The sequence below is a fragment of the uncultured Streptococcus sp. genome (genome assembly GCF_901875575.1).
Classification (GTDB): Bacteria; Bacillota; Bacilli; order Lactobacillales; family Streptococcaceae; genus Streptococcus.
The window spans coordinates 1-19422 of record NZ_CABFMF010000006.1 but is presented as its reverse complement, the minus strand read 5'-3'; the positions used below and the strand labels follow the sequence as shown (position 1 = coordinate 19422).

Annotated in this window: 17 protein-coding genes and 1 pseudogene; 3 read left to right on the top strand and 15 right to left on the bottom strand. The window is 41.3% G+C overall.

Translation table 11 applies throughout. The features are described 5' to 3' along the window. The 13 genes from QZ114_RS01375 to QZ114_RS01315 all read right to left on the bottom strand — a co-directional run bounded on the left by QZ114_RS01375 (position 1) and on the right by QZ114_RS01315 (position 12603). Positions 1-711 carry an ABC transporter ATP-binding protein gene (locus QZ114_RS01375; protein WP_295498840.1) on the bottom strand — a complete coding sequence of 237 codons (711 nt, stop codon included), beginning with the start codon at positions 709-711 and terminating at the stop codon, positions 1-3. A 282-nt stretch (positions 712-993) separates the two neighbouring features. Beyond that, positions 994-1788, bottom strand: coding sequence for a pyruvate formate-lyase-activating protein (pflA, locus tag QZ114_RS01370; RefSeq protein ID WP_295498837.1), 795 nt, complete (start codon positions 1786-1788; stop codon positions 994-996). 125 nt (positions 1789-1913) lie between these two features. Then, positions 1914-3164 carry a diaminopimelate decarboxylase gene (locus tag QZ114_RS01365; RefSeq protein WP_295498833.1) on the bottom strand — a complete coding sequence of 417 codons (1251 nt, stop codon included), beginning with the start codon at positions 3162-3164 and terminating at the stop codon, positions 1914-1916. A gap of 66 nt (positions 3165-3230) precedes the next feature. Continuing rightward, positions 3231-4058, bottom strand: a complete 828-nt coding sequence (purR, locus tag QZ114_RS01360; RefSeq protein ID WP_295498829.1) for a pur operon repressor — start codon at positions 4056-4058, stop codon at positions 3231-3233. 120 nt (positions 4059-4178) lie between these two features. Beyond that, a complete protein-coding gene (locus QZ114_RS01355; RefSeq protein WP_295498826.1) occupies positions 4179-5120 on the bottom strand; it encodes a 3'-5' exoribonuclease YhaM family protein in 942 nt (313 codons plus the stop codon). Further along, entirely contained in the window at positions 5110-6366 is a 1257-nt protein-coding gene (locus QZ114_RS01350) for a DNA recombination protein RmuC (protein WP_295498823.1), read from the bottom strand. The genes QZ114_RS01355 and QZ114_RS01350 overlap by 11 nt, the downstream gene beginning before the upstream one ends. Before the next feature lies 1 nt (position 6367). Beyond that, on the bottom strand, positions 6368-7030 hold the full coding sequence (locus tag QZ114_RS01345) for a thiamine diphosphokinase (RefSeq protein WP_295498819.1): 663 nt from the start codon (positions 7028-7030) through the stop codon (positions 6368-6370). Next, complete coding sequence (rpe, locus tag QZ114_RS01340) at positions 6993-7649, bottom strand: ribulose-phosphate 3-epimerase (protein WP_295498816.1); 657 nt, start codon at positions 7647-7649, stop codon at positions 6993-6995. The genes QZ114_RS01345 and rpe overlap by 38 nt, the downstream gene beginning before the upstream one ends. A gap of 10 nt (positions 7650-7659) precedes the next feature. After that, a complete protein-coding gene (rsgA, locus tag QZ114_RS01335) occupies positions 7660-8538 on the bottom strand; it encodes a ribosome small subunit-dependent GTPase A (protein WP_295498918.1) in 879 nt (292 codons plus the stop codon). 1 nt (position 8539) lies between these two features. Further along, positions 8540-9412, bottom strand: a complete 873-nt coding sequence (gene rsmA / locus QZ114_RS01330; protein WP_295498813.1) for a 16S rRNA (adenine(1518)-N(6)/adenine(1519)-N(6))-dimethyltransferase RsmA — start codon at positions 9410-9412, stop codon at positions 8540-8542. 301 nt (positions 9413-9713) lie between these two features. Beyond that, a complete protein-coding gene (locus tag QZ114_RS01325; RefSeq protein ID WP_295498810.1) occupies positions 9714-11132 on the bottom strand; it encodes a hypothetical protein in 1419 nt (472 codons plus the stop codon). Between the two features lie 131 nt (positions 11133-11263). Next, positions 11264-11830, bottom strand: coding sequence for a ribonuclease M5 (gene rnmV / locus QZ114_RS01320; RefSeq protein WP_153192791.1), 567 nt, complete (start codon positions 11828-11830; stop codon positions 11264-11266). Then, a complete protein-coding gene (locus QZ114_RS01315) occupies positions 11830-12603 on the bottom strand; it encodes a TatD family hydrolase (RefSeq protein ID WP_295498805.1) in 774 nt (257 codons plus the stop codon). Before QZ114_RS01315 ends, rnmV begins: the two co-directional genes overlap by 1 nt. Before the next feature lie 157 nt (positions 12604-12760). On the opposite strand from QZ114_RS01315, the gene QZ114_RS01310 reads away from it, so the two are divergent. Next, positions 12761-14605 carry an APC family permease gene (locus tag QZ114_RS01310; RefSeq protein WP_295498802.1) on the top strand — a complete coding sequence of 615 codons (1845 nt, stop codon included), beginning with the start codon at positions 12761-12763 and terminating at the stop codon, positions 14603-14605. Between the two features lie 286 nt (positions 14606-14891). Here the strand turns inward: QZ114_RS01310 and QZ114_RS01305 are convergent, their stop codons facing one another. Together QZ114_RS01305 and rpmH are read right to left on the bottom strand one after the other, a co-directional pair. Next, entirely contained in the window at positions 14892-16856 is a 1965-nt protein-coding gene (locus tag QZ114_RS01305) for a peptide ABC transporter substrate-binding protein (RefSeq protein ID WP_295498799.1), read from the bottom strand. A gap of 136 nt (positions 16857-16992) precedes the next feature. Next, positions 16993-17127: a 50S ribosomal protein L34 gene (gene rpmH / locus QZ114_RS01300; protein ID WP_000831905.1), complete on the bottom strand. Its 135-nt coding sequence runs from the start codon at positions 17125-17127 to the stop codon at positions 16993-16995. Positions 17128-17411: 284 nt separating this feature from the next. Here rpmH and QZ114_RS01295 point away from each other — a divergent pair, with 284 nt between their 5' ends. Together QZ114_RS01295 and QZ114_RS01290 are read left to right on the top strand one after the other, a co-directional pair. Further along, a complete protein-coding gene (locus QZ114_RS01295) occupies positions 17412-19043 on the top strand; it encodes a Na/Pi cotransporter family protein (protein WP_295498796.1) in 1632 nt (543 codons plus the stop codon). A 110-nt stretch (positions 19044-19153) separates the two neighbouring features. Further along, positions 19154-19422: pseudogene (locus QZ114_RS01290) on the top strand (IS630 family transposase); the annotation flags it as partial.

Here is a 19422-nt window from a genome sequence, read left to right as displayed (position 1 = left end):
TCACTTTCCTCCCTCTGTTAAACTAAAGAAGACTTCTTCTAGTGAAGAAAGATTTTTCATCACTTCTTGTAAAGTCCCTTTTATAAGAACTTTTCCTTTATTTATGATAACTACATCATCTGTTACTGCTTCCACTTCCGATAATATATGAGATGACAGTAAGACGGTCTTCCCTTCTTGAGCTTGTTTTTTTATAAACTCTCTAAACCACCGAATTCCTCTTGGATCCAATCCATTTGTCGGTTCATCCAATATCAGATATTGAGGATTTCCTAATAGAGCTGTTGCAATTCCTAATCGTTGTCCTTCTCCTAATGATAATTTCCCAATTTTAGATTTTTTCTTATGGCTAATATCCACCATATCCAAGACTTGATCAATTCGCTGACTGGATATCCCATTACTCGCAGCAACAATTTTCAAATGTTGATAAACAGTCCGATCATCAGGAGCTCCTACACTGTCAAATGAAGCTCCTACAATCTTTAGAGGAAATTTTAATTCCTTATAAGTTTGATCTCCAATTTTGGTAAGACCAGATGTTGCTTTGTCTAATCCTAATAAAATACGTAAGGTTGAACTTTTTCCAGCTCCATTTGGACCCAGGAAAGCAGTCACTCTACCTGCTTTTGCTTCAAAAGAAATATCTTTTAAAATTTGAGTTTGGCCATATGACTTACATAAATTTTTAATAGTAATACTTTGTTCCATCATGTTCTCCTATTCTATTTAATATTTCTAAAAGTGACTATATCTTACACATTCTTTTTCGGATTTTTTTCAGAATTTCAAGAATCAAAAGATTTAATAGTCAATGAAAATCAAAGAGCAAACTAGGAAGCTAGCCGCAAGCTGCTCAAAACAGTGTTTTGAGGTTGCAGATGGAAGCTGACGTGGTCTGAAGAGATTTTCGAAGAGTATAAAATTTTGTTTTATTTAATTATATATATTTGTGTAAACTTAAAAGCCCGATGTTCCCATCAGGCTTCTTTTTTATCCATGTACACGTTTCATATAGTCTTGATAACTTTCGGTATCCATGAGTTTTTTAGCGTTCTTGACGCGGTCTGCTGTTGGTGGTTTAACCCCTTCGAGCGAATAAGGGATTCCCAATTCACGCCACTTGAATTCTCCCATAGTATGATAAGGCAGAATTTCAAACTTATCAACATTTTTAAGGGTCTTGACGAACTTACCAAGTTCAATCAAGTCATCATCTCTATCTGTCAATCCCGGAACTAGCACGTGGCGAATCCAGACAGGCTTTCCAATATCTGATAGATACTGGGCACAGGCCAAGATATTTTTATTGGTTTGGCTGGTAACAATCTTGTGCTGTTCTTCGTTGATTTCCTTGATATCCAAGAGAACCAAGTCAGTAACAGCCATGAGTTTGTCAAACTTCTCAAGGTAACGTGGTTTATTACGGAAAGGAAGGGCACAGGTATCCAAGGTACAGTGGATTCCGTGTTCTTTGGCCTTGGTGAAGAAGGCAATCAGGAAATCAATCTGCAAGAGAGCTTCTCCTCCACTGACTGTAATACCACCCTTATTCCCCCAGAAACCACGGTAGCGCAAGGCCTCTGACAAAACATCATCTACCGTCCGTTCACGTGATTTGTTGGACTCCATCGCCCAAGTATCTGGGTTGTGGCAATACTGGCAACGCATGTGACAGCCCTGCAAAAAGACAATAAAGCGAATACCAGGCCCATCTACTGACCCAAAGCTTTCTGTCGAATGCACCATTCCTGTCACTTGTCCATAATCAATTGTTTCTTCAGACATATCGTTACCTTCCTTGAAAACGTTTTATAGTTTTATTATATCACGACTTGAAAGAAAAACAAGATTTTTGCCTATTTTTTAGAAAGCAATCTGTTTTTCAATTTCATTTTCAATTAATTCTCAGATTATTCTTCAAAATCAAAACTATACAAGGTTGCAAAATAATCCTCAGGGCGCTCTGCACGGCGGATTTGGCGGGCTTTTCCTTCTTCGGTATAAAGGATTTCCGCAGAACGAAGTTTGGCATTGTACTGATAGCCCATTGAAAAACCGTGGGCACCTGTATCATGAATTACCAGCAAATCACCGATTTCTGTATGAGGCAGTTCGCGATTCACTGCAAATTTATCATTGTTTTCGCAGAGAGAACCGACTACATCTACTATTTCAGCTAATCCATCTGGATGTGTCAGATTGGTGATATGGTGGTAGGCTCCATACATGGCTGGACGCATGAGGTTGACTGCTGATGCATCCACCCCTAGATAGGTACGATAAGTTTTCTTCTTATGGGTAACTCTTGTAATCAAAGCACCGTGAGGGGCTAGCATAAAGCGACCCAATTCGGTGAAAATCTTGACCTGACCAAGGCCTGCTGGCGTAAGAACCTCTTCATAAACCTTACGAACCCCCTCACCAATCAAGGCAATATCATTTGCCTCCTGGTCTGGACGATAATTGACACCAATACCGCCAGAAAGATTGATAAAGTCTAGCGAAATGCCCAACTTTTCCTTGATTTCAACAGCCAATTCAAAAAGCTGACGAGCCAACTCTGGATAATAGAGATGAGTAACAGTATTAGATGCTAGGAAGGAGTGAATCCCAAAGGTCTTAGCTCCTTTTTCCTTCAAGATGGCAAAAGCTTCAAAGAGCTGGTCCTTGGTCATGCCAAACTTGGCCTCTCCAGGATTGTCCATGATGTCTGTTCCTAGTTCAAAAACACCGCCAGGATTGTAACGACAAGAAATAACTTCTGGAATACCTGCTGCTCTCTCCAGATGTTCAATATCTTCAAAAGCATCCAAGTTAATGGTCGCACCCAATTCACGTGCATAGGCATATTCCTTGTCTGGCGTGTTGTTTGAAGAGAACATAATCTCAGAACCAGGGAAATCCAGTTTATGACTCATCAAAAGCTCTACATAACTAGAGCAGTCCACACCACAACCTTCTTCTTGAAGGATTTTCAAGATAGCTGGGGTTGGAGTAGCTTTAACAGCAAAATATTCCTTAAAGCCCTTGTTCCACGAAAAGGCTTGATTGACAGCTCGTGCTTTTTCACGTATCCCTTTCTCATCATACAAGTGAAAGGGTGTCGGGAACTCGGCAACAATCGCTTCTAAGTCTTCTCTATTGATAAATGGTGTTTTCATAAGTTTCCTTCTATTCTATTTGCAAAGAAAGGCTGGGACAAGCGTTCCAACCTTTAGTTCTATCTCTTATTTATCTTCGTCAAAGATATTACCAACCTCAACATCAATGGCTTGGCTCTTGACATCAATATTGGTTACCTTCAAGAGCGACTTGTAGTCAAACTGCTTTTCACGTTCTTCTTGGGCATTGTCCGCAAAGACCGCTACACCTGCCAATTCTGAATCAAACTCACGCAAAAGACTGATCATCCCATTGACAGTTCCTCCGCCTTTCAAGAAGTCATCCACAATTAAGACACGGCTACCTGCCTTGAGACTACGTTTTGAAAGGAACATTTTCTCAATGCGGTCACCACTTGAACCTGATACATAGTTGACGCTGACAGTTGAACCTTCGGTAATCTTTAAGTCTCGACGAACAATGACAAATGGAACGTTAAGAACATTAGCTACTGCATTAGCAAGTGGAACCCCCTTTGTAGCAACCGTCATCACCGCATCAATTTTTTGATCCATAAAGCTCTTGGCAATGATACGACCAATGTTTTTCAAAATGGCTGGTGTACTCAAGAGATCAGACAAGTAAATGTAGCCACCTGGGAGGATACGATCACTCTCTGATAACTTGTCACGCAAATCTGCAATCATTTCCTTGGCATCCTGACTTGAGATAGATGGTGTGAAGATAACTCCACCACCTGCACCTGTAACAGTCTGAATATGACCGATTTCAATTTCCTCAAAAGCACGTTTAATAATGACAATATCTTCTGAGATAGATGATTTAGCTGATTCATACTTTTCGGCAAAAGTATTAAGGCTAGTTAATTTATAAGGATTATTAATCAAATAGTTGGAAATCACAACCATCCGATCACTTCTTCGTAATTTCATTTCTATTTCCCATTCCATTTAATTTTTATACTATACCCATTATACCATATTCATATAAAAAACGAACATTCTTAGCCACAAAATGCTCATTTTTCTTAATTTGTAAATTTAGTAAATTTATCAATCTAAATCAGGTTTATAGAAGGAACGATTGTCCATAGCGAAGATTTTATTAGTCATCTCTCCTTTATCAACCAAAGCAAGAGCAGTTGACATCATCATCATGCTGGCATCCAGATTATCAATCATGTGAATAATCTCGGCTTCCATAATGCGCGGACGAACAGGACTACCATATTCTAGCAAACCGTGATGACTCAAAATGACATGACGGAGAAGAACAACCTCTTCCTTGGTATCATCGATTCCGAGTTCCATAACTGTCTTGGTAATTTCACTATCGATCAAAGAGATATGACCAATGAGATTGCCTCTCACCGTATACTCAGTCTGATCTGGACCACTGAGTTCTAAAACTTTAGCCAAATCATGCAACATGATTCCTGCATAAAGCAAGCTCTTGTTTAGCTGAGGATAGATATCACTAATGGCATCTGCCAAGCGAACCATAGTAGCTGTATGGTAGGAAAGTCCTGTCTCAAAAGCATGGTGATTAGTCTTAGCAGCTGGATAAGAGTAAAATTCCTTGTCATACTTGGCATAAAGACTTCGGACAATTCGCTGCCAAATAGGATTTTCAATTTTGAAAATCATCTGGGCCATATACTCACGGATTTCCTTGACATCTACAGGTGATTTAACCTTAAAGTCCGCTGGATCATGGGGTTCTCCAGCCTGTGGTAGACGAAGAGTGATTTGATTGACCTGAGGAGTGTTGTTATATACTTCTCGGCGTCCCTGCATGTGAACAACCTTCCCTGCAGTAAAAGCAGCAACATTGTGAGGTTGAGCATCCCATAATTTTCCTTCAATCTCACCACTATCGTCTTGAAAAGTAAAGGCCAAGTAATTTTTCCCAGCACGAGTCTGTCTAAGTTCTGCTGACTTGATTAGATAAAAGCCTTCGAAATGCTCATCTTTTTTCATGTGACTAATCTTCATATTCTTCCTCATCTTCTTGGAAATGGAGTAAATCAAGCGCAGGCTCACCTTCTGAGATTTCCATGTAACGGAGAGTCCGCTCGATAGCTGTAGTACGACGGTTTAATAATTCATCAATATTGCCAGAGGCATGTTGGAGATGTTTTTGTGCCTTAATCAAAATCCCCCCAAACTTGCCAAACTCAGTCTTAACACTAACCAACGTTTTGCTAATATGGTCAGCACTCTTTTGAATATTGAGGGTTTTAAAACCAACTGATAGGGAATTAAGAAGGGCAGAAAGAGTACTTGGCCCAGCTACAATAATCTGTTCTTCCCGTCTCAAATCGTCAAAAAAGATTGGATTACGGACAATTTCTGAGTAAAGTCCCTCTGTAGGTACAAACAAAACTCCAAAATTAGTCGTTCTTGGTGGCGCCAAATACTTACTCTTGATATCTCTAGCAAAACGTTTGACACTGGCCAAGAGAGACTTACGGCAACGTTCAATTTCTTCTTTGTCACCTACTTCATAAGCTTCTTCTAGGCGGTAATAATCTGCCAGCGGAAACTTGGAATCAATTGGTAGGTAAACATATTCTTGGTCCCCTTGACCAGGCAACTTAATGGCATATTCTACACGTTCGCTAGAATTTTCGACTGTTACAAATTCTCTTTCATACTGGGCAGGTGTCATGATATCTTCGATGATTTGTCCCAATTGTAGTTCCCCTAGAATTCCGCGTGTCTTGGTACCAGATAAAACCTTATTGAGGGCACCGACATCACGCGCAACTGTCTGCATTTCACCGAGACCTCGATTGACCGATTCCAATTGCTTGGAAACCGTCTCAAAGGAAGCCTGTAGACGGGTCTGCAAGGTTTTTTCCAACTTTTCCTCGACAGTTTGGCGCATCTGCTCCAAACGTTGCTCATTAGATTCCTGCAAAGCTTGCAGACGTTGGTCCGTCTTATCTCTGGTTTGGAGGAGATTCTCAGTCATTTCTTGACGAATCTGGGTCAAACCTTGATGTAGTTCAATACGAACCTCCTGCAAGCGGTCGCTAACAGCTACTTCCAGGTATTTTTGGTCAAGTTGACTAGCTTGTCTAGATTGCTCAAAACGGTAATCTAACTGGTCTGACAGATGATCTGCCTGATCCTCCAAGCTCTTGCCGAGATGTTTCTCCTGCTTATCCTGCCTTTGCCAAATCAGAAAGAGGCCAGCTAGGTTGACAAGCAATAATAGAACAAGTAAACTTTCCATCCTACCTCCTGTCCTTGCTATGCAGCACGACCACATAGCCATCTGGGCAAGTCACGGTAACTTCCCTATCTATATATTCGTTAGAAGTATACACTTTTTTAAAGAAAAAATTTTCCTCTGTCAACTCATACTTGGCCCCAAGAATGGTCAACTGGCTATCTCGAACTGGCATAAAGGCAAGATAGTCGTAGTCTGAACGGGGATGTAGCTGACTGGTACCTTCTGGACAATAGGCAATCAAATTTTGCCCATCCTCAATCTCTATCTGACGCATATAGGGAGCCAACTTGGGATTGCTAGGTAGAAAGACATTGGCCAGCATATGATCAATCCGACCACCTAGGGCTCCAAAGATTGTAATCCGAGCCTGAGGATTTTTCTCAAAGACGATTAAGAGAGCCAATTCTAAATCCGTATCATCTTTCTCTGGATGAGCTTGTTTAAAGTCCGTACTGTGTTCTTGAATCAACTGACGCTCTTCTTCCGTCACAGAGTCAAAGTCACCAACTGCTAATGCCAAAGGAAGATCCTCTCCCAAAACCCAAAGCGATCCACGGTCAACTCCAACAAATGAATCAAAATCCGTCCTGTAATACCCACGGTCTCCGCCGGCAAAAACCGCAACTCTAGTCCAGTTGTTTTCTGAGGGTTTGAACTCGTTCATTGACATCTCCCTTAAAGACATAGGATCCAGCTACAAAGACTGTAGCACCAGCTTCTTTGGCTTGAGAAATGGTTTGATCGTCAATCCCACCATCCACTTCAATCTCAAAGTTCAAACCTTTTTCCTGACGAAGAGTCATCAACTCGCTAATCTTGTCCATGGTTTCAGGTAGAAAGGCTTGACCACCAAAGCCAGGATTGACCGTCATGACCAAGACTTGGTCAACTAGATGAAGTACATGCTTGATGGCTTCAACTGGTGTGCCAGGATTGATGACAACTGAAGGCTTAACTCCTAAAGAACGAATCTTTTGAAGAGCCCCGTGGATATGAGGTGTTGCTTCAACATGAATGCTGATGATATCAGCTCCTGCACGTGCAAAATCCTCTAGATGATGCTCAGGGTTTGACACCATCAAGTGGCAGTCAAAGACCATTTTGCTATGGGGACGAAGACTTTCGACCACACCAGCACCAAAGCTGATTTGCGGTACAAAATGGCCATCCATGATATCGATATGGGCATACTCTGCCCCAGTTGCTTCTAGGCGTTTGATTTCACGTTCAAAGTTGGCATAATCTGCTGCCAGAATTGACGGAGCAATCTTGTATTGAGACATAGGTTTCTCCTTATTTTGGAATTTTTTTGCTGACTTTTTTATAGGTTTCTCTGCGATTTTCAATCTCACTGAGGAATTGCAGGTAATTGTCAAAACGGAAGGACGCAATGGTCCCTTCTTCCACTGCTGACTTCACTGCACAGGACGGCTCATGGGTATGGGTACAAGTGCGGAATTTACATTCTCGACTGACAGTGGCGATTTCTGGAAAAGCCTGATTGAGGTCTTCAGCCGTTGTTACTTCATAATCCAATGATGAAAAACCTGGTGTGTCTGCGATTTTACCTCCATTGAGATTATAAAAACTAACTGCTCGAGTGGTATGGCGCCCACGACCCAGACTGTCTGAGATTTCTCCTGTTTCAAGATTAAGGTCTGGTGCGATTTTATTGAGAAGAGTTGACTTCCCAACACCAGTCTGCCCCATAAAGACTGTAACCTTGCCTGTTAACAAAGGTAGGAGTTCCTCTTTACCGGTCACAAAATCATAGCCAATGGCACTATAGGTATGCTGGTAAAAATCTAGCTCTCCTCGCTCCTCTAACAAGTCCATCTTGGAAATATAGATAATGGGATGGATGCCCTTGTGTTCCAAAAGAACCAAGAAACGATCCAGCAAATTGCTGTTAAAATCAGGTTCCTTGACCGACATGATGACCACAGCTTGGTCGATATTGACAATGGGCGGACGGACCAAGCTGTTTTTTCGCTCGTAAATCTTGAGGATATAACCTTCAGAATTTTCCTCGGCAGAGAAATCTACCCAATCCCCAACGTAAGGGGTATGGCCTTTTTTACGGAAATTCCCACGCGCGCGTGTTTGAAAAACCTGACCCTCACTTTCCACATAGTAGAACCCAGCTAAGGCTTTAATAATTTGTCCCTGCATCTTAGAATCCTTGCCCTTTAAGTGCATCTGCTAGACTGGCAAATTCTGCCAAGCTGAGAGCTTCCCCACGCACACTTGGTGACAAGCCCGCTTGGTCTAGAGCTTTGGTCAGCTTGTCCTTAACTTCTTCAGTCTTGCCAAAGTAACCTGTCAAGTTATTCCACAAGGTCTTGCGGCGATGGGTAAAACTAGCCTTGGAAACCTTAAAGAAGAAGTTCTCGTCTTTCACTGCTACAGCTGGTTCTGATCGACGCACCATTTTCAAAATCGCTGAGTCCACATTTGGCGCTGGCACAAAGACCGTACGCGGCACGATAAAGGCAACCTTGGCGGTCATGTAATACTGAACCGCAATCGACAAGCTACCGTAAGCCTTTGTATTAGGCTGAGCTGAGATGCGGTCCGCCACTTCTTTTTGCATCATGACTACAAACTCACTAAAAGGAATACCACTCTCAATCAAGTGCATGAGAATAGGCGTCGTGATGTAGTAAGGCAAATTAGCTACGACCTTGATTGGCAAATCAGGATTTTTGAAATTCTGGATATGTTGCGCCAAATCAACCTTGAGAATGTCCTCGTTGACTACGGTCACATTATCAAAATCACGCAGGGTATCAGCTAGGATTGGCACCAAACGGTGGTCAATCTCAAAGGCCATGACTTGAGCCGCACGCTCAGCCAGAAACTCCGTCAAGGCACCAATACCTGGCCCGATTTCGATAACATTGACCTGGTCATCAATCTCAGCCGTATCCACGATTTTTTGTAGGATATTGGTATCCGTCAAGAAATTTTGTCCGAAGGACTTTTTAAAGGTAAAACCGTGACGCTCCAGCACTGCCTTGGTCACGCTATAATCTGCAATTCTCATTTATTCTCTTTTCTAATATGAACGACGATATATCTATACAAACTCACTGTTTCCTGAGCTCTGATAAATGAGCACTTTTAAAAAGATATTTGAATTCGTCAGTTCTTTTGTTTCCGTTTTCTATTGCTATTGCCCGCCCACCATGTCGAAGAAGTCATTCTGTCCAATCTATGTAAAGTAACTATCTATATGAAGAACAATACATAATTCCTCAACTGACTTCTGCTTTGAAATATCAAGCCCTATTTAATGAGTAAAGACATCATCCTCATACAGATAGACCTTCTATCGATAATTATTTTTATTTTTCATCTCTATCTTCAAGCTTATCAGTCAGTTTTTTCATCTCATCAAAAGATTCTTTGCTAACATAGGCACCTGCTTCCAAGTATTCGGTTGGATTAATGGCGTAGTCAAAGACCTCAATCATAGCCCCTGCTTTTTCAACCATTCCATTCCACTTTTCATCAAAGACCATTCTGAAACGTTTCCAATCTGTGAAAACTGGAACCGAATTTCGTCCATTTTCCCCATCTCTACATGGAATATTGACATTTGAGTCTTTTTCTAAAACAAAAGAGTGTATTTCTTGATCTTTTTTTGGAAATCCGGATGTTGCATCCAAGGGAAGTAAAAATTTTGCTTTGGGTAGAGCTATTGAGAAGAACTTGTAATAGAGACTATAAATCAACTTCTCATCTTCCTTACTTGGTTTATCCATTTGCCCCATTAAAAGCATCCATCTTACAAGCTCCGGATTCATCAGAGGCACTTGTGTTTCTGGTAATCCTGAAAAATCTGGTTTTTGAACCAAGACAGAACAACTGATGCTAACTTCCTTAGTATTAAAGATCACTCCTAAAGCACCATTCAAATAAAAGGCTGTACCTAGAAAGTTTTCAATGCCTTTTTTATCTGCGGTATTTTCAATCAACTTCACAGTAGAGTTTGGTCGACTATCAATCGTTTCCTTAAACTGATGGTACCAACGTGGGGTAAAAAGCATGATCATTGGATCTGTACACAAATAACCATCTTCTCCTCTGTCATAAGTAGTTGAAAAGAGGTAAGGTTCGCCCGTTTTTTCAGAATAAACTGCATAAATGGAATCTGCTTCTAACAACTTATCCCTAACAATTTCTGCCAAACGCTCTAATTTTCGTGCATTGATCTGATAGCTTTCTTCGCTTTCAGTTTCCTGTTCCTGACGGCATTTCCATAAAAAGAGACGCATAATCTCAACACTGTCTTCAAGGCTAGCTGCCAAGTAATCTTCATTGGTCAACTGTCCCTTTTGGATTGCAACAAAAGCACGGTAAATAGTATCTGTATAAGCAGATAAGCGACTCTCTTCATCAACACCTGAGCTATAAAGCACACTCCCCTTTTTGAGTTTGGTCAAGGAAGAATCCATATCCACCACTAGATGGGCTAAAGGTTCATCCGTCAGAAAATCTCTATCCTTTTGTTGACTGCTGAGTTTCTTAACTACTAGAGTTCCAAGGGAGGCCATTCCTTGATCCGGATTGCAAAACTGCAAACAATCACCCCTTTTTAAACTTCCTTCCAAGCTACCAACAATCAATAGTTGATTGCTTTCCTTCATCGGAAATAAGTCTAAAACACCCAAACAGATTTCACTTTTAATCTCTTCAATTTCTTTAGTTACTTCTGTTTCTTCAGTCTCTTTTGTTTTTTTTAAAAAATCAAAGATTTCCATACTTCTCCTCATCATCGTCAGTCAATTGTTAATCTTATCAATTATCTTTTTATAATTCATGCCATCATATATAGTAGGATTCTATGATATTACTTCTATTGTAACACATTCCCCTTACATTTGGGGCCTGCTTAGCTATTCTCATAAGATTTCATAGCTTCTTCTACTTCTGCTAAAGTAACCCCAAACAACTCTAGGCGCTTGAGGAGTTGCTTACCGTTAGAATAGCCGATTCGGAGAGCCTCTCCCAGATATTCTCTACGCTTACGGCTATCTGCCCCTGCTAGAAAACCAAGGCGAATCAAGTCGCTACGACTGATGTCAAACTGACTTTCATGTTCAAATTGTTCTGTCACCTGAGCTAGAGCCGTTTTCAGGTCTTCATAGCTGGCATGCTCAATTCCCAAAGAACGCCCCTTGGTCTTGGACTTGGGAACAGCTTCATCTCGTTTGAGAAAGGCATGCTGAACTGTTGGAATAGCTGTCATAATCATGCGACGAATCCGCTCCCCATTAAAATCTGGGTCTGTAAAGACAATGACTCCATGACGTTGGTGCAGGCGCTGAATCCGCTCTAGATCCTGGTCATTGATGGCAGAACCTCGTGTCTCATAGGTCTCTACATCGAAATAACGTTTGAGATTGGCCGTATCATCGCGACCTTCAACCACGATGACTTGAGAAATTTTTTCTTTCATCACTTACTGTCCAATCCAAAAATTCGCTCTGCATTTGCAGTCGTTGCTGCCGCTAACTCCTCGGTCGTCATCCCACGCAAGTCAGCTATAAAGTCCACTACATAGCGAGTATAGGCTGTTTTATTTTCGCGACCACGCTTTGGTACAGGTGCTAAGTAAGGCGCATCCGTTTCCACCAAAATCTTGTCCAAAGGTAACTCTTTAGCTGCTTCTTGGATGTCAGTTGCCTTCTTGAAAGTCACCACTCCTGAGAAGGAAATGGTCATACCAAGCGCAACAAACTTCTCTGCCCACTCAAGCGTCCCTGAAAATGAATGCATGATACCACCTCGAGGACCAACGCCCTCACTTTTGATAATCTCATAGGTATCTTCCAGCGCATCACGGGTATGGACAACAAAAGGCAAATCCAAGTCCTTAGATAGCTGAATCTGACGACGAAAAACCTGCTCCTGCACTTCTTTTGGCGCTGTCATCCAGTGGTAATCTAAACCAATCTCACCTAATGCCACAATCTTAGGATGTTTTAACTTATCTAGCAAGTAAGACTCGACTTCCTCTGTATAAGTTCCAGCTTCTGTCGGATGCCAACCAATAGTCGCGTAAAGTTGGTCATACTCATCCACCAACTCCAAGGCGCGCTCAATCGTCGGTTGATCAAAACCAACAATATTCATCTGTGTCACACCCATCTCAGCGGCCAAGGCAATTTCTTCTGCCTCACGACCTGCAAATTCTTCTACATTCAAGTGTGTATGTGTATCAAAAATCATCTCTTCTAACCTCGTTTTCTATCTACTATTATAGCAAAAAAACTGACCTCTCTCCTCATCTGAAAAAAATATTCTAAAACCCATCATCATCTCTTGACGCTCTTTTTCCAAAGCAGTATAATAACACTTATTGAATTTTTCAACAAAGGAAACAACTATGTTTACAAAATTAAAACAGACCTTTATCGGTCGTCCTCTTAAATCCTTAACCGAAGGCGAAGGGGGACTACTGGGAAAAATGCAGGCACTAGCCATGTTGTCAAGCGACGCTCTGTCCTCCATTGCCTATGGACCTGAGCAAGTAGTCCTGGTCTTGACTAGTCTCTCTCCTCTAGCTATATGGTGGAGCCTTCCTATTGGCCTCTTTGTCCTCCTGCTCCTAGCTAGTCTGACCGTTTCCTACCGTCAAATCATCCATGCTTACCCTCAAGGGGGAGGGGCCTATATGGTAACCCGAGAAAATCTATCTCCCCAGCTAGGCTTAATTGCTGGAGGCAGCCTTCTGGTTGACTATATGCTGACCGTAGCTGTTTCTGTAGCATCTGGCGCAGATGCCATTACAGCTGCCCTCCCTGCCCTTCATCCATACAATCTTCACATCTCCATTTTTCTCGTTTGTTTGCTGATGTTCATGAACCTGCGAGGACTTAAAGAATCTGCCAGCTCACTGATGATTCCTGTCTACCTCTTTATCATCAGCACTATCTTTCTCTTGCTCTACGGAATCTTTCAGCTAGTGACAGGTTCTCTCAGCTATCAGGCTACTTCACCTATTGGGCATGCTGTTCCGAGCCTGTCTATCGTTCTCATTCTAAGAGCTTTTACCAGCGGATCTGCCTCTTTGACAGGGGTTGAAGCTATTTCAAATGCCGTTCCATTTTTCAAGGCTCCAAAAGAAAAGAATGCCGCTCAAACCTTGACCATTATGTCACTGATTTTAGGTTTTCTTTTTGCTGGTATCACCTTCCTAAACTACTGGATGGGGATTATGCCTCAACACGGAGAAACTATTCTTTCACAGATGGCTCAAGGCATCCTTGGTAATTCCTTCTTAGGCCACCTTGGGTATTATACCTTCCAATTCTCCACAGCCTTGATTTTGGCCGTAGCTGCAAATACTGGCTTTTCGGCCTTCCCTATGCTGGCTTACAATATGGCTAAAAACAAATACATGCCCCATCTCTTTATGGAAAAAGGAGACCGCCTAGGCTACTCCAATGGAATTTTAACTCTGGCTTTTGGGGCTATGATTCTTCTTCTCATTTTTAATGGCAATACAGAACGCTTGATTCCTCTTTATACTATCGGGGTCTTCGTTCCCTTCGCCCTATCTCAGACTGGGATGGTTCGTCATTGGAAAAAGGAAAAAGGAGCAAATTTCTTAAAACCTGCTCTTGCTAATATCCTTGGGGCAATCATTTGCTACGCGATTGTACTAATCTTGCTCTTTTTCCGTCTCAGTGATATCTGGCCTTTCTTCCCGATTATTCTCGTACTCACCCTACTCTTTTTGGCAATTCACAGTCATTACCAAAAAGTAGCCCAACAACTGCGACTCTATGAAGGAATCGAAAAACGTACTTACGACGGCAATCTGGTTCTGGTTCTAGTAGGAAATGTCACCCGAGTCAGCGTCGGAGCCATTAACTACGCTCAAAGTATCGGTGACGAAGTCCTAGCTATGCATATTTCTACCAAGGAAACAGTAGAAAAAGATCAAGAAATTCTCCAAGAATTTGCCGATTACTTCCCAACCATTACTCTGAAAAACATCAAGACCAGCTATCGCGACATCATCACCCCTACTGTCAAGTATGTCAAACGGATTTCCGAGGAAGCTCAGAAAAAAAACTATACAGTCACTGTCCTCGTCCCTCAGTTTATCCCTAATAAACCCTGGCAAAATATCCTGCACAATCAGATGAGTCTCAAACTCAAATACGCCTTTCGTTGGCACCAAGACGTCGTTGTCGCTAGCTACTCTTATCACTTAAAAGAATAAAGAAAAGGCCCTACCAGAACCAAGAAGCGCTGGTAGGGCCTTTTTCTGAATCCAGTCACTATGCTTATACTCAATGAAAATCAAATAGCAAACTAGGAAGCTAGCCACAGGCTGCTCAAAGCACTGCTTTGAAGTTGTAGATGAAACTGACGAAGTCAGCTCAAAACACTGTTTTGAGGTTGCAGATAGAACTGACGAAGTCAGTAACATACCTACGGTAAGGCAACGCTGACGTGGTTTGAAGAGATTTTAGAAGAGTATTAACTGAAAAGCGTGACTAGGAATATCATTGAATGTGGTTAGCTAAATCTTCCTGAGCTTTTTTATTTGACTCAGCTTTTTCTTTCAGCCATTTTTCATAGAGTTCTTGGTACTGTTTAGCAGTTACTGGCTCTTTTTGCAATTCAACATATTTATAGTTGTCCGCATTTCCCTTATGACCAACAAATGAGAATGGGCCTGTAAATGGTACAGTCTTACGGAATATTGGGTTGGCTCCGCCACTTTGAACTGGTAGGAAGAGGGCGCTATCTGTCAACCAAGCTTGGGCTTCAGCATATTTTTCATAGCGAGCCTGAGTATCTGTGATTTCAGCGTCTGCTTGATCCAAGAGTTTCTTGTAGTCAGCAAGACCAATCTTGTCCTTTACTTCCTTGTCTTTTCCTTCAGACAAGCCCATGTTTTTCAACTGAGAACCTGTCTCTGGGTCAAGGATAGCTAGATAAGTCTTCGGATCTGAGTAGTCTCCACCCCATCCTGAGACGTCAATATCGTAGTCTTTTTGTTCTGCTGTATCTGCAAAGTAGGTTGCTTGGTCTTTTTCATCTGGAGAAAGTTGGATAATATCGATGACTACATTCTCCTTACCAAGAGTAGCTTCTACTGTTTGCTTGAAGGAACCAGCCTGTTGCACATCCAACTTAGCAGTCTGGTCAACTGGCATATCCAAATGAATTGGGAAGGTTACTCCCTGAGCTTGCAGACTTTCTTTGGCCTTAGCCAACTTCTCTTTAGCCTTATCAGGATTCAAGAAGGCTTGCTTACCATCGTTTAGGTTGATATTTGCCCAATCTTTGCCGTAGTTGACAATTTTCTCATTGACAATGTCACCGAAGTTCTTATCGCCAACTTGGACAAAGTTACTTGGTGTAACTGTGTTACGTAAGATACGGTCTGCTCCATCTTCACCATTTGTCTGCGCTGCATAGGCATGACGGTCAAAGGCAAAATTGATAGCCTGACGGAAATCTTTATTTTGCATAGCTGCGCGTGAATCTGTCTTTTCCTTATCAGACTGTTTCATAGTCTGCTTGTAGCTTTGACGATTAACGTTGAAAAGATAGTAGAAAGTAACTGAGTTTTGTGGTGTATAGGTAATCTTATCCTCATTACCCTTCTTGAGTTCAGCAAATACTGAACTTGTTGGGAAGATACGACCATCTGTGTAGTTGCCTTCCAAAAATCCTCTTGTAATACTATCTTGATCAGAACCGTCAAAGAAAGAGAGCTTCACTTTCTCGATTTTAACATTGTCCTTATCCCAGTAATTAGGATTTTTGTCAAATTCAATCAAAGATTTTGATGTGAAGGACTTAAACAAGTAAGGACCATTTGACAAGATGCTTGATGGTGTCACACTTCCAAAGTCATCTCCCTTAGACTTCAAGAAAGCTTCGTTTACAGGACTAAGGATACTTGCTGTTGTTTTAGAGTTCCAATAAGTCTCAGGTTGGTTGAGGGTGTATTGTAGTGTGTAATCATCCACCGCTTTAATACCAACAGTTCCAAAATCAGATGATTTCCCTTCAACATAGTCTGCCAGCCCCTTGATAGAGTCTTGTACTAAGTACAAGTTTTCAGCTTTTTTATCAGCCGCATACTTGAGACCTGTCACAAAGTCATGAGCAGTTACATCCGAATACTCTTCTCCTTCAGAAGTGTACCATTTAGCCCCCTGACGGATTTTATAAGTGTAGGTCAATCCATCTTTTGACACTGTCCATGACTCAGCCATAGATGGGATAAGATTGCCATACTGATCGTTTTCCAACAAACCATCAATCAAGTTGGTTGTGATACTAGATGTAGAATCTCGTGTAGAGGTAATATAATCCAAGGTATCTGGATTATTGACAAAGATATAAGAGTAAGTCTTATCCGCATTGCTTGATTGAGATGAGCCACAAGCTGCTAGAGATAGACCTGCTGTTAAAGCCATAGCTCCAAACAGCACAACTTTTGATTTCTTCATGATTATTCTCCAATTTTACAGTATATGAAATATTATACACTATTCAAGCGAAAATATAAAGCTTTTTGTACTTTTTTACAAAAATAAAAATCAGTAGACTCGAGTTCCTACTGATTTTTGATAGAATTCGTTTGGATTATGCAGCCAAAACTTTGCGTCCTTTACGACGACGAGCTGCCAATACGCGACGACCGTTTTTAGTTGACATACGGTTACGGAATCCGTGTTTGCGCGCACGACGAAGTTTACTTGGTTGATAAGTACGTTTCACGATGAATACCTCCTCATAGATTTTGTATTCGTTTAGCCGGCTATAAAGTGATCAGTTACTAAACATACTTTACTATTCTATCTGATTCTTTCACTTTTGTCAATAGCTCTAGGCAAATGTTTCCAGCTTTTTCAAATGTAAACCCTCTCCTATACCAATAACTACAATATCTCCCTACTTAAGATTTTTCTTACTAAATATTACCCTAACACTTGTTAGATTTACTTTTATACTTTAAAATAGAATAGGAGATATTCCGTTATTATTTTTCGGAGGAAAAAGAAATGTCCATTAATTGGCAGGAAATTTTATTTCATTTTTTAGGTGGTCTGGGACTATTTTTATATAGTATCAAGACCATGGGAGACGGTTTGCAACAAGCTGCTGGAGATCGCCTTCGTTTTTACATTGACAAGTACACCAGCAATCCATTTTTAGGTGTTCTAGTTGGGATTGTCGTAACTGCCCTGATTCAGTCAAGTACAGGGGTTACAGTTATCACGGTTGGACTGGTCAGCGCTAGCCTTCTAACCCTTAGACAGGCTATCGGAATTATCATGGGTGCCAACATCGGAACCACTGTTACTTCCTTTATCATCGGTTTCAAGCTTGGTGAGTATGCTTTACCCCTGATTTTCCTTGGAACCATGTTCCTCTTCTTTACAAAAAACAGAACAGCAAACAATATCGGACGCATCCTGTTTGGTGTGGGGGGAATCTTCTACGCCCTCAACCTCATCAGTGCTGGTATGAGCCCTCTTAAAGATTTACCACAATTTAAGGAATATATGGTAACCTTGGGACAAAATCCTATTTTAGGAGTTTTTGCTGGTGCAGTGATTACCGTTCTCATCCAAGCTTCTTCTGCGACAATCGGGATTTTGCAAGGTCTCTATGCAGGTGGATTCCTTGACCTTAAAGGTTCTCTGCCAGTTCTCTTCGGAGATAATATCGGGACAACCTTAACCGTTATCATCGCGGCTGCTGGAGCCAATGTCTCTGCGAAGCGCGTTGCTGCAACCCACGTTACCTTTAACGTTTTAGGAACTATTCTTTGCTTAATCTTATTAGGCCCATTTACGTCAATGATTGAGTACTTCCAGGCACTCCTTCATCTCTCACCTGAGATGACTATTGCCTTCTCTCACGGTGCCTTTAACGTAAGTAACACCATTGTACAATTTCCCTTCATCGGAGCCTTGGCTTTCTTTGTAACCAAGCTCATTCCTGGTGAAGATGAAGTTGTGAAGTACGAGCCGCTTTACCTAGATGAGCATTTGATTAAACAAGCTCCATCAATCGCTCTCGGAAATGCCAAGAAAGAACTCCTTCACTTAGGAAATTATGCTTCTAAAGCCTTTGACCTTTCTTATAACTATATCATTGACCTTAATGAAAAGGTTGCTGAAAAAGGACACAAGACAGAAGAAGCCATCAATACCATTGATGAAAAATTAACTCGTTACCTGATTACTCTTTCAAGTGAGGCCCTTAGTCAGAAAGAAAGTGAAGTGCTGACCAATATCCTAGATTCATCCCGTGATTTGGAAAGAATTGGGGACCACGCAGAAGCCCTTCTCAACCTGACTGACTATCTTCAACGTAAAAATGTTGAGTTCTCTGAAGCTGCTTTGGAAGAATTGGCTGATATCTATCAAAAAACCACTGACTTTATCAAGGATGCCCTTGATAGCGTTGAAAACAATGATATCGAAAAAGCTCAAAGTCTGATTGAACGCCATAAAGAAATCAACAATATAGAGCGTGTTCTCAGAAAGACCCATATCAAACGCCTTAACAAGGGCGAGTGTTCAACACAAGCTGGGGTCAACTTTATCGACATCATTTCCCACTACACTCGAGTGTCTGACCACGCTATGAATCTAGCTGAAAAGGTCATCGCTGAACAAATCTAATATCCAAGAAGCTATCCTAGATAGGATGGCTTTTTTCTTCTCCTTATCAAGAGTTGGTTTACTATAGCAAACTGAACCAAAAATAGTACATAATGTGGTATAATACTCTTATGGCATATTCAATAGATTTTCGTAAAAAGTTCTCGCTTATTGTGAGCGAACAGGTAGTATAACAGAAGCATCACACCTTTTCCAAATTTCACGTAATACCATTTATGGCTGGTTAAAGCTAAAAGAGAAAACAGGAGAGCTAAACCATCAAGTTAAAGGAACAAAACCAAGAAAGGTTGATAGAGATAGACTTAAAAACTATCTTACTGACAATCCAGACGCTTATTTGACTGAAATAGCTTCTGAATTTGGCTGTCATCCAACTACT

Bases quoted from the DNA above. Each gene is read 5' to 3' on its own strand.
- QZ114_RS01350 (WP_295498823.1), bottom strand. From the start codon at position 6,366: ATGGAAAGTTTACTTGTTCTATTATTGCTTGTCAACCTAGCTGGCCTC.
- rsmA (WP_295498813.1), bottom strand. From the start codon at position 9,412: ATGAGAATTGCAGATTATAGCGTGACCAAGGCAGTGCTGGAGCGTCAC.
- QZ114_RS01310 (WP_295498802.1), top strand. From the start codon at position 12,761: ATGTTTACAAAATTAAAACAGACCTTTATCGGTCGTCCTCTTAAATCC.
- QZ114_RS01365 (WP_295498833.1), bottom strand. From the start codon at position 3,164: ATGAAAACACCATTTATCAATAGAGAAGACTTAGAAGCGATTGTTGCC.
- pflA (WP_295498837.1), bottom strand. From the start codon at position 1,788: ATGTCTGAAGAAACAATTGATTATGGACAAGTGACAGGAATGGTGCAT.
- QZ114_RS01315 (WP_295498805.1), bottom strand. From the start codon at position 12,603: ATGATTTTTGATACACATACACACTTGAATGTAGAAGAATTTGCAGGT.
- rnmV (WP_153192791.1), bottom strand. From the start codon at position 11,830: ATGAAAGAAAAAATTTCTCAAGTCATCGTGGTTGAAGGTCGCGATGAT.
- rpe (WP_295498816.1), bottom strand. From the start codon at position 7,649: ATGTCTCAATACAAGATTGCTCCGTCAATTCTGGCAGCAGATTATGCC.
- QZ114_RS01375 (WP_295498840.1), bottom strand. From the start codon at position 711: ATGGAACAAAGTATTACTATTAAAAATTTATGTAAGTCATATGGCCAA.
- QZ114_RS01305 (WP_295498799.1), bottom strand. From the start codon at position 16,856: ATGAAGAAATCAAAAGTTGTGCTGTTTGGAGCTATGGCTTTAACAGCA.
- rsgA (WP_295498918.1), bottom strand. From the start codon at position 8,538: ATGCAGGGACAAATTATTAAAGCCTTAGCTGGGTTCTACTATGTGGAA.
- QZ114_RS01325 (WP_295498810.1), bottom strand. From the start codon at position 11,132: ATGGAAATCTTTGATTTTTTAAAAAAAACAAAAGAGACTGAAGAAACA.
- purR (WP_295498829.1), bottom strand. From the start codon at position 4,058: ATGAAATTACGAAGAAGTGATCGGATGGTTGTGATTTCCAACTATTTG.
- QZ114_RS01345 (WP_295498819.1), bottom strand. From the start codon at position 7,030: ATGAACGAGTTCAAACCCTCAGAAAACAACTGGACTAGAGTTGCGGTT.
- QZ114_RS01295 (WP_295498796.1), top strand. From the start codon at position 17,412: ATGTCCATTAATTGGCAGGAAATTTTATTTCATTTTTTAGGTGGTCTG.
- QZ114_RS01355 (WP_295498826.1), bottom strand. From the start codon at position 5,120: ATGAAGATTAGTCACATGAAAAAAGATGAGCATTTCGAAGGCTTTTAT.